12 protein-coding genes are annotated in these 14756 nt (G+C 42.8%); all 12 read right to left on the reverse strand.

What is annotated here, in order from left to right:
- Positions 1-26: 26 nt before the first annotated feature.
- Positions 27-911: a GNAT family N-acetyltransferase gene (locus tag C6Y03_RS15195; RefSeq protein WP_106039575.1), complete on the reverse strand. Its 885-nt coding sequence runs from the start codon at positions 909-911 to the stop codon at positions 27-29.
- Between the two features lie 246 nt (positions 912-1157).
- Positions 1158-1808, reverse strand: coding sequence for a response regulator (locus tag C6Y03_RS15205; protein WP_034663727.1), 651 nt, complete (start codon positions 1806-1808; stop codon positions 1158-1160).
- The gene (locus tag C6Y03_RS15210) at positions 1805-2950 is read right to left on the reverse strand and encodes a GAF domain-containing sensor histidine kinase (RefSeq protein ID WP_034663730.1); all 1146 of its coding nucleotides are present in this window, start codon (positions 2948-2950) and stop codon (positions 1805-1807) included. The genes C6Y03_RS15205 and C6Y03_RS15210 overlap by 4 nt, the downstream gene beginning before the upstream one ends.
- Positions 2951-3101: 151 nt before the next feature.
- Positions 3102-4847 (reverse strand): phospho-sugar mutase, encoded by a 1746-nt coding sequence (locus tag C6Y03_RS15215; RefSeq protein ID WP_034663731.1) that lies wholly within the window; start codon positions 4845-4847, stop codon positions 3102-3104.
- A 152-nt stretch (positions 4848-4999) separates the two neighbouring features.
- Positions 5000-6661, reverse strand: a complete 1662-nt coding sequence (gene glpD, locus C6Y03_RS15220) for a glycerol-3-phosphate dehydrogenase (RefSeq protein ID WP_106039576.1) — start codon at positions 6659-6661, stop codon at positions 5000-5002.
- Between the two features lie 139 nt (positions 6662-6800).
- On the reverse strand, positions 6801-8297 hold the full coding sequence (gene glpK / locus C6Y03_RS15225) for a glycerol kinase GlpK (protein ID WP_060595850.1): 1497 nt from the start codon (positions 8295-8297) through the stop codon (positions 6801-6803).
- Between the two features lie 15 nt (positions 8298-8312).
- A complete protein-coding gene (locus tag C6Y03_RS15230; RefSeq protein ID WP_095284949.1) occupies positions 8313-9128 on the reverse strand; it encodes an MIP/aquaporin family protein in 816 nt (271 codons plus the stop codon).
- A 214-nt stretch (positions 9129-9342) separates the two neighbouring features.
- Positions 9343-9900 (reverse strand): glycerol-3-phosphate responsive antiterminator, encoded by a 558-nt coding sequence (locus tag C6Y03_RS15235; RefSeq protein WP_034663739.1) that lies wholly within the window; start codon positions 9898-9900, stop codon positions 9343-9345.
- A gap of 165 nt (positions 9901-10065) precedes the next feature.
- On the reverse strand, positions 10066-11406 hold the full coding sequence (locus C6Y03_RS15240; protein ID WP_106039577.1) for an aspartate aminotransferase family protein: 1341 nt from the start codon (positions 11404-11406) through the stop codon (positions 10066-10068).
- A gap of 234 nt (positions 11407-11640) precedes the next feature.
- Positions 11641-13233, reverse strand: coding sequence for a PucR family transcriptional regulator (locus C6Y03_RS15245; RefSeq protein WP_095284947.1), 1593 nt, complete (start codon positions 13231-13233; stop codon positions 11641-11643).
- A gap of 32 nt (positions 13234-13265) precedes the next feature.
- A complete protein-coding gene (locus C6Y03_RS15250; protein WP_066031771.1) occupies positions 13266-14183 on the reverse strand; it encodes an AEC family transporter in 918 nt (305 codons plus the stop codon).
- Between the two features lie 88 nt (positions 14184-14271).
- Positions 14272-14688 (reverse strand): VOC family protein, encoded by a 417-nt coding sequence (locus C6Y03_RS15255; RefSeq protein WP_066031112.1) that lies wholly within the window; start codon positions 14686-14688, stop codon positions 14272-14274.
- Between the last annotated feature and the right edge of the window lie 68 nt (positions 14689-14756).

The raw sequence follows: 14756 nt of genomic DNA on the forward strand, positions 1-14756 counted from the left end.
CTGATTATCAGCCTTTTTACATACACTTAGCAGTGCGCAGTGATTGGAAGCATAAAGTGGTCTTTTACCCATTCTTTTTTTGTATAAATAAACAGCGCATCCTCGTCATTTGGCGCCATAACCACATGTAAGCCGTCAATTGACGTATCAGGTGTAAAATAGAATATCACTTTTTCCGTCGTTTCATTCACAATATGTGCAACAACTTCCTCTATATTTTGCGGCTGGAGAGAAATGATATCAAAGACATGTATGGTTTCATTTTCTTCATTCATCAGGACAATGGTATCCAACGCTTCAATATAGAAAATGGCATCCGGCCAAACGAATGTAAAATAAAACATCAATAAGCTGCCATGGTCCTCAGCATCTAATTTCATTGAGCCCGTTTGACGTTTTTCTGCGAACTGTTCAAGTAATGGCAGGTCATGTTCCAACGTCAGCTGCTTTTTGCGCATGTCCTTTTTCATTTGAATGGCGCTTTTGCCGATATTTAGACTAAATTCGCTTTCGTGGTAACGGGTAAAGCCGAATCTTGGATAAAAATCCAGTACAGTGTCATTGGCAAAAAGAAAAATCATATCATAGTCATTTTCGTACGTATCCATAATATGCTGCATTAACTTTGTCGCTAATCCTTTATGGCGGTAGGCTTGATCCGTCATCACCGTGCCAATTTGAACAGCTCGATACGTTTGGCCATCAATGATCAGTGACATGAGGTAGACGGAAGCGTTTGAGATCACTTTCCCGTGATGGACAAAGGAATAAGGAATATATTTTTCATCCCAGTACCCTCTTTTATACCAGTCACTAAAATCCAAATCAAATGTATTGATCGCTAACGCATTAAAGCTTTCTTTCAATTTGTCATCATAGCGATAACCATTCACTAATTCATATGTCTCCACTTTGTGCCCTCCTTTTTTAAATTCACCTTTCAGCCGGTTCATCACCTCCCTCAAAATAAAAAAAGACTTGATGAGCATATACTCATCAAGCCTTTTATCGTTTCATTCTTAGAAATTAGACTGGACATGCTTCTTTTCACGCAAAAGGGCACGTCAAATAAACCAACATCTGTGCTCTTTTTTATTCAATTCATTGAATTGAATGTGCGTTTAAAAGTTTTAGCATAACGACTAAATTCCCTTCTGTCATAGCAGCTCTTTCGGCTGATTTTTTTGATAATCCACTGCATACAGAGCCGCTTGTGTACGATCTGCCAGCTCTAGTTTTGATAATACATGAGATACGTGTGTTTTGACAGTCTTTTCAGAAATAAACAGTGATGAGGCAATTTCTTTATTGCTTTTCCCCTTTGCAATTTCGAATAAGACATCTCGCTCTCTATTGGTCAGCTCTTTCATTAACTTCCATTTTTGCCCTTTTGGCTCGGTCAAATGCTGCACAAGAAAGTTGGTGATATGAGCATCTAATTGATAGGTGCCCTTTTGTACGTCAATCATTGTCGTAAGGAGTTTTTCTGGCGCTACATCCTTGAGCTGATAGGCTTTTGCCCCTGCTTGAATAGCGGGAATAACATAATCTTTATCCGCATAGCTTGTCAGAATCACAATGCGGGTATCGGGCATTTCAAGCATCATTTGTTTCGTGGCTTCAATACCATTCATCACAGGCATCGATAGATCCATTAGAACAATGTCAGGCCGCATTTGTCTGACAACTTCTAATGCTTCTTCTCCATTAGAAGCCTCACCAACGATTTCGACGTCAGGCTGTGTCTGCAAGAAAAACACAAGCCCTTTTCTCACAATATGATGATCATCTGCAATCACGACTCTCATGACGACCCCTTCCTTTCTTGAGAAAATGGCACCTTCACTTGAATGGTGGTTCCTTTACCGAGCTCAGACTCTATACAAAATGTTCCACCAGCTCTTTTGATACGGTCAGACATGCCTTTCAGACCAAGTGAAGGGAGGCTCATTTGCTCGTCATACTGAAACCCTTTTCCGCGGTCAATGATTTTCATCTCAAACGTGTCTTTTGATTGTTCAAGCTGGACCTTGACTTCCTCTACTTCCGCATGTTTTTGACAATTATTCAGCGCTTCTTGGCATACCCGAAACAACGTTTCATGCTGCGAATGATCCATCTCCATACAGCCGGATAACGATAATGTACAGCGTAATCCTAAAAGCTTTGCATAGTCTTGAATCCCTGTTGTGAATCCTTTTTCAAGTCCTCTTGGTCTTAGCTGCCAAATGAGTGACCGCATTTCAACCAGTGCATCTTGTGACAAATGCTGAATAAAATCGATCATTTCCCCTAGATTCTGATCATTAGTCATTTGACGGGCAGCTTTAGCAGTCAGACTGACTGAAAATAGCATCTGGTTGACGGAATCATGTAAGTCCTGTGCAAGCCGGTTTCTTTCTTCCAAAAGAGCATGCTGATGTTCGTTTTGCACAAGCTTCATCCGTTGAATGGCGGTACCAATTTGAAGCGCAATGCTTTCAAGCAAATTCAGTTCTTCCTGGTTAAATGTGACTTTTCCTTTTGCCGCCACATTTAATAACCCAAACGTACGCTTACACGCTTTGAGAGGAACGGTCGCATGATGCGTAATCCCTTCTGTATCCCCAAGCTTTTGCTCAATCGCCGTTTCGATCCGTTTACAGTTAATAATGTTGGTGGCTGATTGCAGTGAGCCCTTTGTGTATCGATTGATGCAATAGCAATCGTTTTGACACATCAGCTGCTTTTGATGCTTTGCCAGCGCTTCGGGTAAGGAGACCTCTGCCATCAGTTCATACGAGCCGTCTTTTTCTATAAAATAAATCCATGCTGAATGAAAGCCTGTGATATCCATCAGCATATGGAGCACTTCATGAAGCGTATCTTTCATTTCCATGCCTTCATTTAGCTTTTCAGCAATTTCTTTTAACGTTTTTAATGTTTCAACCTTCTCTTGGTATTCTCCCATACTGTTTACCCCCGGCATTTGCTGCCTTCTCTTTTCATTACGCTCATTATACCATGAGCATTCTGCCGGCTCTTTCTCTAAAAGGATGATTTTTTCTCATCCTTTTGACTGAGAAAAAGCCATCATGCATTCACACGATGGCCTTGTTTGTTTATTTAGCCGTTTCTTCCACAATCTCATAAACGACTTTCATCACTTCTTTTGACAGATGCTTCAGCTTTTCTTCGCTATCTGTTAAAGATGTACCTTTGACTGCAATATAAAATTTCACTTTAGGCTCAGTGCCGGAAGGTCTTAAGCAGAACCACGAGCCATCCTCAAGGAAATATTTCAGCACGTTTGAAGCGGGCAGGTGAATGGTTTCTTCTTTCTTTTCGGCAACGAGGTGTCTTTGACTTGATTGGTAATCCTCGATGACAGTGATGCGCTGACCCGCGATGGCTGCTGGCGGATTTGTTCTAAAGGTATGAAGGATCGCTGAAATTTGCTCTGCTCCTTCTTTTCCTTTTAAGGTTAACGACTTTAACCCTTCCCGGTAAAATCCAAACTCCTTGAACATATCGACAAGCGCGTCGTACAAGGACTTGCCTTGTTTTTTATAGAAAGCAGCGACTTCGACAGCTAACAGCGCAGCCTGCACCGCATCTTTATCTCGGGCAAAGTCACCGATCAAATAGCCATAGCTTTCTTCGTACCCGAATTGAAACGTGTATTCTCCGCTCTCTTCGAATTGCTTGATTTTTTCTCCGATAAATTTAAAACCAGTAAGCGTGTCAATCGTATGGGCACCAAATGCTGAAGCAACAGCACGCCCAAGCTCACTTGTGACAATGGTTTTCATCACAACGGGACGAGGCGGCAGCTGACCAAGCTTTTGTTTTTCAGACAATAAATAATGGAGCAGCAGGGCTCCTGTTTGGTTGCCTGTTAAGACGGTAAACTCTCCATTATGATCTCTGACCGCAATGCCTAACCTATCCGCATCTGGGTCTGTTGCAATGAGGATATCAGCATTTTGCTTTTCGCCAAGCTTGATGGCATACTCAAATGCTGCATGCTCCTCTGGATTTGGCGATGTCACTGTTGAAAATTGCGGATCTGGTTTTTCCTGTTCAGGCACAACAGTCACATGCTGATAGCCTAGAGCCTGAAGCCCTTTTCGGACAGGCTGGTTGGCCGTACCATGAAGCGGGGTAAAAACGACTTTGACATCGACCTCACCTGCCAGCTCAGGGTGCACACTGATGGTTTTTAATTTTTCAATATAAGCATGATCGATTTCTGCTCCGATCATGTTGATCAGCCCTTGTTGTTTTAACATTTCTTCTGAATCAACTGAAATCGACAATTCATTTTCTATTGCATCTACTTCTTGAATGACTTGATCTGCTTGAAGTGGAGGCAGCTGCCCGCCGTCTTCTCCATATACTTTATAGCCATTATATTCTGGTGGGTTATGACTTGCTGTTACGACAATCCCAGCAAATGCATTCAGCTCTCGAACAGCAAAGGAGAGCTCTGGTGTTGGACGCAGTTCGTTAAATACGTACGTTTGAATGCCCTGTGAAGCAAGTGTTTTGGCTGCTTCCATTGCAAATTCAGGCGATTTATGGCGTGAATCATATGCAATGGCGACGCCTCTTGTTTTTGCATCCTCTCCATGTTTCGCAATATACGCAGCAAGGCCTGCAGATGCTTTACGAACCGTGTACACATTCATTCGGTTCGTGCCGGCACCAATCTCCCCGCGCATTCCTCCAGTGCCGAACTCAAGGTTTTTGTAGAAACAGTCTTCAAGTGCTTGTTGATCATCTTGATGTGCCTCCAGCCATTCCCTTAGCTCAGCATCCAGGTGCTTCTCATTGATCCATCGCTCATAATTCGTCTTCCAACTCATGGTCGTCCTCCCAGCTCTTATCATCAATAAAATACATCTACTGTTATTTTATATGGAATCATCCTTTATGTCATGCTATATCATTGGCAGATGAAGAAAATGCTGAACAAATAAAAAAGCCGATACATGATCGGCTTTGATCGGCTTTTCTTTTATTCAGCATCAAGTGGTACAACTGCTTCATGGAATAGTTGATCTAATTGTGTTTGATGTTTCTGTTTTGCTGCTTCATCCCAGCCAAAACGCTCTGCCATATAGTCAACGACAGGCTGTGCATATTTTTTCGCCCAGTTGATATTAAATAATAGGCTTCCTGTTCTTCTTAAGAAGAAATCAACAGGGGTAACAGCTAATTCTTCTTCGATTGCATAGACAAGCTCTGCCAGTACATACGCTGGAATGTTTCGTTTGTCTGCTTCACCTTGAAGCTGCTCTACACGCTTGAAGAGACTGCTGACGTTTGAGCCATATTTTTCAGCGAGTTTTTGAGCAATCGGTTCTGTTAAACCAACAGATACTCCTTCTGCTGTTTTCGCTTGGACAAAGGATGCCATATTTTTAGACCCGCCTACATGACCGCCTGAAATTGGCATATGCTTTGTTTTACATGGCCCGAAGTCTTTGCCCGTTTCTTCTTTCAGTCCATCACGTACGAGATTCACAATGTGCTCAGCCATTTTGCGGTAGCCTGTTAATTTACCGCCAGCAATAGTGATTAAGCCTGAAGATGATGTCCATACTTCATCCTTACGAGAAATTTCTGAAGGGTCTTTGCCCTCTTCATGAATGAGTGGACGAAGACCAGCCCAGTTAGATTCAACATCTTTTTCTGTAATATTGAGATCAGGGAACATGTATTGAATCGCTTTGATGACATAATCACGATCTGCTTTTGTCATACGCGGATGTTCCAGCTGCTTTTTGTACACTGTATCTGTTGTTCCTACGTACGTTTTGCCTTCTCTTGGAATCGCAAAGACCATACGTTTATCAGGTGTGTCAAAGTAGATCGCTTGTTTTAATGGGAAGACTGATTGGTCGAATACTAAGTGAATACCTTTTGTATGCTGTAAGTGCTTCCCTTCTTTTGAGTGATCCTTGTCTCTTAGCTGATCGACCCATGGACCTGTCGCATTGACGATTTTCTTCGCATATACATCGTAGGTTTTTTGCGTCATGACATCTTCAATGACAACACCGACAACTTTGCCTTTATCATAAATAAATTCTTTTACTTTCGCATAGTTGACCGCTTCTGCCCCGAATTTCACAGCTTCTTTCATGACTTCGATTGTCAGGCGTGCATCATCTGTACGGTATTCAACATAGTAGCCGCCGCCTTTTAAGCCGTCCTTTTTCACAAGCGGTTCTTTTGCAAGTGTTTCCTTCGCACTTAGCATGCTTCTGCGTTCGCTATGCTTGACACCAGCTAAAAAGTCATACACTCTAAGCCCAATGGATGTTGAAAACTTACCGAATGTCCCGCCTTTATGCATCGGAAGAAGCATCCATTCTGGTGTTGTCACATGAGGACCGTTTTCGTATACAATGGCACGCTCTTTACCGACCTCTGCGACCATCTTCACTTCGAATTGTTTTAAATAACGAAGTCCACCGTGCACTAGTTTCGTTGAGCGGCTAGACGTACCTGCTGCGAAATCCTGCATTTCTGCAAGACCAACGCGCATCCCGCGTGAGGCCGCATCAAGTGCTGTACCAGCGCCTGTAATACCCCCGCCAATGATAAACACATCATATGGTTTTTTTGTCATTTCCTGCAGCATTTGTTCCCTTTCTAAGCTAGAAAAAGTCATCTCTTGTTCCTCCCATGTTGTACGGTAAAGAAAAAGAGACCGCAAACACCCAAAGCGTATTTCTACACTTCGGTGCCTGCGGTCTCTCCAGTTCTCCAACCGTTCTATTAACTTACTTGAAGTATACCATACTTTTGGTTTATTTGAAAGCTTGAGCTGCTTTTACAGCCTTTTTCCACCCGCTGTATAACGAGTCACGGCTGTCCTCTTCCATCTTAGGGTCAAAGCGCTTGTCAAGGTTCCATTGTTTTGCAATGTCTGAACGGTCGTTCCAGAAGCCAACTGCTATTCCCGCAAGATAGGCCGCACCGAGTGCCGTCGTTTCATTAATTTCTGGACGCTCTACAGGCACATCCAACAGATCACTTTGGAAGCCCATTAAGAAATCATTCTTCACAGCTCCGCCATCAACACGCAATGTTTTTAATGAAATGTTTGAATCCTTTTCCATCGCATCTAACACATCTTTCGTTTGATAAGCAAGTGATTCTAACGTTGCTCGGACAAAGTGCTCTTTAGAAGTACCGCGTGTTAACCCGAAAACAGCGCCTCTGACATCACTATCCCAGTATGGTGTGCCTAGACCAACGAATGCCGGAACGACATATACGCCCTCTGTTGACTCAACGCGCTCTGCATATGCTTCGCTGTCTTTCGAGTCTTTAAACATTCTCAGTCCGTCACGCAGCCACTGAATCGCTGAGCCAGCAACGAAAATACTTCCTTCTAAAGCATATTCAACTTTGCCGTCAATGCCCCATGCAATCGTCGTTAATAAACCATGATCCGACTTAATGGCTTTTTCCCCTGTATTCATCAACATGAAACATCCTGTACCATATGTGTTCTTCGCCATTCCTTCTTCAAAGCAAGCCTGACCGAATAAAGCAGCCTGCTGATCTCCCGCCGCTCCTGCAATCGGAATATTTCTGCCGAAGAAGTGATAGTCTGTTGTTTCACCATAAATGTGTGAAGATGGTTTAACCTCCGGAAGCATAGATGCAGGTACGCCAAGGATATCAAGTAATTCTTCATCCCATTTCAGATCGTAAATGTTGAACATTAACGTTCTTGACGCATTGGAATAATCTGTGACGTGTGATTTACCGCCTGTCATCTTCCAAATAAGCCAAGTATCGATTGTGCCAAACAGTAAGTCGCCATTTTCTGCTTTCTCACGGGCACCTTCTACATTGTCTAAAATCCATTTTACCTTTGTACCTGAGAAATAAGCATCGATGAGAAGACCTGTTTTATTTCTAAACGTTTCATTGTGTCCTTGCGCTTTTAAATCTTCACAAATGCCAGACGTTTGTCTTGACTGCCAAACAATTGCATTGTAAATAGGTGCGCCTGTATGTTTATCCCAAACAACAGCTGTCTCACGCTGGTTCGTAATTCCGATACCAGCGATTTGATCTGCTTCAATTCCTGATTCAATTAAAGCAGTTGAAATGACCGATAGAACAGAGCTCCAAATTTCATTTGCATTGTGTTCTACCCAGCCTGGGTTCGGAAAATATTGATTAAATTCCTTCTGAGCTGTATGTGCAATTTTGCCTTCTTGATCAAATAAGATCGCTCTTGAGCTTGTTGTCCCTTGATCTAATGCAAGAATATATTTTTCTTTTGTCATGATGTTTTCCTCCCCTTACATACTTTCATTTACAGCATTTGTTTGGTTTTTCGTAGAGACATAGAGTCCTAACAATACCACAACTAAAATAACGCTTACAATCCAAAAGGCTGGAGTGACGTTCGCTTTAAAAGCTGCATTGTAGAAAACACCGCCAAATGCGCCTCCTAAAATTGGACCAATAACTGGCACCCAAGCATACTTCCAATTCGATGGGCCTTTCCCTGGAATCGGCAGGATCGCATGTGCAATTCTCGGACCTAAATCACGTGCAGGGTTAATTGCATAACCAGTTGTTCCACCTAAAGAAAGACCAATTGCAACAATTAAGAAACCAACAATCAGCGGATTGACTCCGTCTGCAAATTTATTTGCACCAATCGCTAAGATTCCTAGAACCAATACAAATGTACCAATGACTTCACTAAGTACGTTTGCAAAAGTATGCGGAATCGCAGGACCAGTTGAGAATACACCTAGCTTTGCACCTGGATCATCTGTTGCTTTCCAGTGCGGTAAGTAATGTAAAAAGACAATAATAGCCCCTATTAATGCGCCAAGCATTTGACCAACAATATACATTGGAACATCAGCCCAAGGAAAACTTCCTTCTAGCGCAAGCCCAATTGTTAGTGCGGGATTTAAATGCGCTCCGCTGATTCCACCCGTTGCATAAGCTGCAATGGCCACTGCAAATCCCCATCCGAAAGCGATTACAATCCATCCGGATTGATATGCGAGCGATTTCTTTAAATTAACTGCCGCACACACACCGCCTCCAAATATGATGAGCAGCATTGTACCTACGACTTCTCCCCAAAATGGTGTCATGAAAAATTCCTCCTCTGGTTCAGTTGCCATCCCCTATGAATGTGTAGAAAAGATAAAGAAAAAGATCCACAACAAACATACTTTACATCAGGGTCATTTGTCACCTAGTAAAGCGCTGTTGTGGATCTCCGTTTCTCCATCACATGATATTAACTTAGTGCAATAGTATCAGAGGATGAAAACGTTGTCAATAAATATTCACATTTTCTCTTCTTCACTTTTGGAACGCTTTCCAAAGGGTGGTATTCGAGGTCGTCACAGCTGTAGCCCCTGCTTCAAGCGCTCTTTCTACATCTTCTTTTGTACGGATAAATCCACCTGCAAATATTGGGATCCCAGCTCGCTCGCGCACTTCTGTAATTAAATCTGGTACGACTCCCGGCAACACTTCAATAAAATCTGGACGATGTTTCCCGACGAACTCCATGCTTTTTTCCATGGCACTCGTATCAAGTAAAAACATTCGCTGAATGGCATATACCTTTTTTTGCTTGGCTTTTACTATGACAGAAGACCTAGTAGAAATAATTCCTGCTGGCTTCATTTCCTGACAAATAAATTCCGTTCCATACTCATCATGTTTAATCCCGTGAATGAGATCGACATGGACAAACATTTTTTTGTGATGAGCATTTGCCTCATTCATGATGCCCTTTAGCCGGCCTAAGTGAACATCAAGTAAGACACCATATGTAAATGGACTTTTTAAAAATTCCTCAAATTGCTTCATATTGCGAACAGCAGGTAGAATAGGTTGATCATGAAAACTCATATGCCGTCTCCTTCAAAAGTGTATTGGATCAGTCTTCTCCTAACAGTAATAGAAACTCTTCTATTTTTCAATACACCTAGTGTGTCCAATACCGATTTCACCTCACATCATCAATGCTGGAAAGCATGCTTTTATTCCATAGAAAAAAGCAGAGAAGTCTCTCTGCTATAGCTGTGCCAGGCTTTCTTTTAAGGTATTGATGATAAATGAGGCGTCATCATCTGTGATATTAAGCGGCGGTGCAAGCTGGGCAACGTTATTATAGCCGGCAACTGTATCACCATTTTTCCCGATGATCAGCCCGCGTTTTTTACATTCTGCGATCAGTTGACCGACAACATGTGGCTCAGCTGGTTTTTTGGACTGCTGATCCTGAACAAGCTCAATGCCAAACAGCAAGCCTTTTCCTCTGACATCTCCGACAAATGGGTGCTCTTTTAACTCTTGCAAACGTTCAAGCATATCTCGCCCCAGCGCATCTGACCGTTCCACTAATTGCTCGTTTTCCATAATCTCTAGGTTGGCAAGTGCCACCGCACAGGAAGCAGGGTGACCGCCAAATGTATTCACATGGCGCAGCCGGTCATACGTATCTTCCCCTGCATAAGCTTCATAGATTTCTCGTTTCACGCACGTTGCAGAAAGCGGTAAATAGCCGCTTGTAATCCCTTTTGCCATGGTGATAATATCCGGTTTTACTTCCTCATGCATAAAACCAAACCGCTTCCCTGTCCGGCCAAAGCCGCAGATGACTTCATCTACGATAAGAAGCGCCCCATGAGCTTCACAGATGTCTTTGACCTTCTTCAAATACCCTTTTGGCGGCATTAAGATACCTCCGCCCGTAATGATCGGCTCCATAATGACCCCAGCAATGGTCTCGCTTAGTTCCCACGTCATAGCCTGATCAATCGCCGCAGCACTCGCCAAATTCTCTTGGTCCTCAGGATGACGATACACATCAGGAGGTGCAACGTGGATAAAGCCCTGACCTAATGGTTCATATTTATATTTACGCTGCGCTTGACCGGTTGCGGCAAGAGCAGCTGCTGTATTGCCGTGATACGACCGGTACCGGGAGATGAACTTTGTCCTTGTACTCTCTCCTTTTTGCGCATGATATTGTTTGACAATTTTAAATGCGGCTTCATTGGCTTCAGAACCGCTGTTAGAAAAGAAGATGACATAGTCCCCGCCAAGCCACTCATTTAGCTTTTCAGCCAGCTGAATCGCCGGCACGTGGCTTTGTGTAAGCGGATAGTAAGGCATTGTCTTTAATTGCTTATACGCCGCTTCTGCAAGCTCTTTGCGGCCATATCCGGCATTTACACACCAAAGGCCTGACATCCCGTCTAAATAGCGATTTCCATGAATATCTGTCACCCATGCGCCTTCTGCCTCGTGAATAACCATACTTTCATTTTCCTTGTTTGTCCCTTTCATATGATGCCAGATCAACTGATCATCTTTCGCCTGAAGATTTTGCGCCTGCTCATGTATTTTCATCTTCCCGCCCCCATGTATCCGTTTTCATCATTAAAGAAGCTTAGACCAGTTCAAGCAGCACATTGCCTCTCCATTCATTATATGGATGAAACGTGAGGCATATGAAACTGGAACTTGACAGTTTCTTTCATTATAAAAAAGGGGGCAGGCCGATTACATTAGACAGATCGTCAACTGATTGAACACCATCATAAGACACTTTTCTTGATGCCTTGGCAAATTGAACACACTCCGCTAACGTCGATTTCCTTGCAGGAATTCATAAGCAAGAATCGCAAATTCAAGTGCCTGGCGTTTCGGCGCTTGCATCATATCCTCACCAAGTAAGGCATGCAGTTTATCCAGTCTATGATAAAGGGTTTGCCTAACAATATAGAGCTGGCTTGCGGTTTCTTTTTTAGAACCGTTTGTCTGTAAAAAGATATTCAGCGTTTGATAGAGTCTCCCGCTATTTTGATTATCGTATACAATCACGGGCTCTAAATACTCTTTCACCATGCATTCAAGCAGACCGCTTTCCTTCATCATAGGCATGAGACGAAGCATATGTAGATCTTGGTAAAATGGACTTTCCACCCGCTGAGGCATCACTTTTTTTAAATGCAGCACTTCTTTGGCTGCTTGAAAGCTTTTTCTCATGTGCTGAAACTGTTCACAATATTGACCGATACCAAAATTGATCTCGGCCCCTCGGGGCTGCTCCCGGTCATACAATTGTTTGATGTCGTTTGCAGCCTTTTCTGCACGCTCTTTCCAGTCCTCTTTCTTTCTCGTGTTTAATAAAATAAACAAGGTTTGTCCTTGATGCTCATATGCAATCAGATAGAAACCCGCACGCTGAAAAATGGAGCGGCAAGATACAAGAAAGTAAAGATTCCCTGCGATTTCTTCGATTTGATGATGCTTTTGAAAGAGCAAAACTACGCAGCCAGTTGGCTTTTTCAACCCTTCTGTTTCTTCAAGGTGCTCTATGATCTCTCGTTCTGTATGCTCTTCTTGGAACCATTTTTGCAGCCATTCATTCTCTTTTGTTTTCTTCAGCTCTTCTGTATAAAGCTCTCTTAATGTTTGCTGGGCAAGAGCATTCGCTCCTTTATCCATCACGAGCAGTTCAAATTCAGAGAGTGTGTCCGCTTGATGAATGAGCACAAGATCTGCAAATGTTTGTTTGAGTGCAAGCACTTGTTTTTGCGTCACTTCGTATCCTTTTGGCACGGAAGCAAACTGTAAATAATTCATGACCAGTTCTTCGGTTGGTTTGGAAGAATCACATAAAATAATCGGCTCGCCCTGAACAGGGAGGAGTAAAAGAATCCCCCTTACGTGCTGATACACTTGATCCAAAATATCCATCTGTGGATGCGGGGTCAGTAAAAGCTCATTCAGCTTTGATGATAGTGCTTCTAAATCTGCCATCATTTGATACTGACGCTCGATCATCATCGTATGAAGATGCTGCGTGATGTTGACGAACTTCACTTCTTTTGTAAACAGAATAAGCGGAAAATCTCTTTCTTCTGCATAGATCAGCAATTCTTCCGGCACATCGAATCTTAACGGCACAAATTCAATACACAAGCCGGCTGCCCCTGAATCAATCAGCTGCCGTAAAAACGCTTGAAACACATCCAGTTGATCATGGAAGCCTGCGGCTGTCGTTAATATAAGCTCGCCTCCATTTAACAAATCCTCTACATCAGGCACTTCTAACACATGGATCCATTTGACCTGCCGAAACAATCCTTTTTCCCCTGCTAACACTTTTGCATGCGCAAAATGCTTCGTTTTCAACACGTCACTCACTTGGAAATGAACATCTACATTCATTCATATGTCCCCCTTTGTTTGCCGCCTATCCCCTATCCCAGAGGGTGCATGGATAAAATCCATAATAAAACTGGTAATGTCACGATACTTAAGATTGTACTGAGAAATGTCGTGCTTGAGACAAACTCAGGCTTCGTTCGAAATTGTACAGCCATCAGCGTGGTATTTGCTGCTGTCGGCATGGCTGCCACTAAGATCATAATTTGTTTCACCATATCATCTACCGGTAAAATAACCGTAAAGCCAAATGCGATGAGTGGGGAGATAAACAGCTTCAGCAATACAGCATAAGAAATATTTCGATAATCCACTTGCTTAAAAGAGATCACGGCAAGCTGCATACCTAAAATAAGCATAATCGTCGGTATGGCAGCATTCCCTACAAGCTGAATACCCGTCATCAGCTCTTTAGGTAATGAAAGGTCAATCAGCTGAAATAATAGACCGATGAGCGCCCCGTAAGCAACCGGCATACGAAGCACTTTTTTCAGCACGACCTTTCCATCTCCCGCATCCTCTCCGCCCTTTGCTGCATAATACATGCCGATTGTACTCATGACAAGCTGCTGCAGCACCATCAACACGATCGCAATATCCAAACCTGCTGCTCCGAAGACAAGCAGCACAACGGGCGTGCCGTAGTTTCCATTGTTCATAAAGGATGACGACAGAATCATGGCACAATACGTTTCATTCGAATAACCATAAATACGAGATAATATAAAGACACATAAAATAAGTGCAAGACAAAGCCCGACAACAAAAATGGATAAATACACATAGTCCATCGACACTTTGTTTTGATAAAAGGTTTCAAACGCAAGAAATGGTGACATTAAATATAAAGACATTGATGAGAGCGTATGTATGTCAAAACCAATCGCCTTCTGCCCGATATACCCAATCAGAAATATGCCGAACACTGGCAGTAAGACAAGTAAAAACTCCATGCTGCACCTACTTTTCTCTAGTTGAATTCCAGATTCCTTCTGCTTCCTCATTATCATACCACTGATAAACAATAAAAAAGAAGCACCCTTATGAAAGGCCGCTTCTTTCCTCATCCATATAAAACACTTCCCACAAATGACCATCAAGATCCTGAAAGCTCCATCCATACATGAACTCATGATCCTGCTTCTCCTTAAACGGTGAACCGCCTGCTGCCATTGCCTGCTCGACAAGCTCATCGACCTCTTCTCGTGAATTGACACGAATAGAGATAATCACCTCTGATGCCTCTTTTGCGTCCACTAATTGTTTCTCTGAGATGGATTGAAAATGCCTAAGAGATAACAGCATGACGGTGATCGTGTCATCAATGACCAAACAGGCCGCCTGATCATTCGTGAACTGCTGCTCAAAGTCAAAACCCAGCTGCTCAAAAAAAGCGATAGATTCCTTCACGTGCTTTACCGGCAAATTGATATACAGATGTTTAGATTGTCGCCCCATATTCCTCTCCTTTTTGAACACATGATCTCCTTTCAGTATATTCTGCTTTTGCTCCAGCATCCCTTTGT

The organism is Bacillus sp. LNXM65 (assembly GCF_002998575.1).
GTDB lineage: Bacteria > Bacillota > Bacilli > Bacillales > Bacillaceae > Bacillus.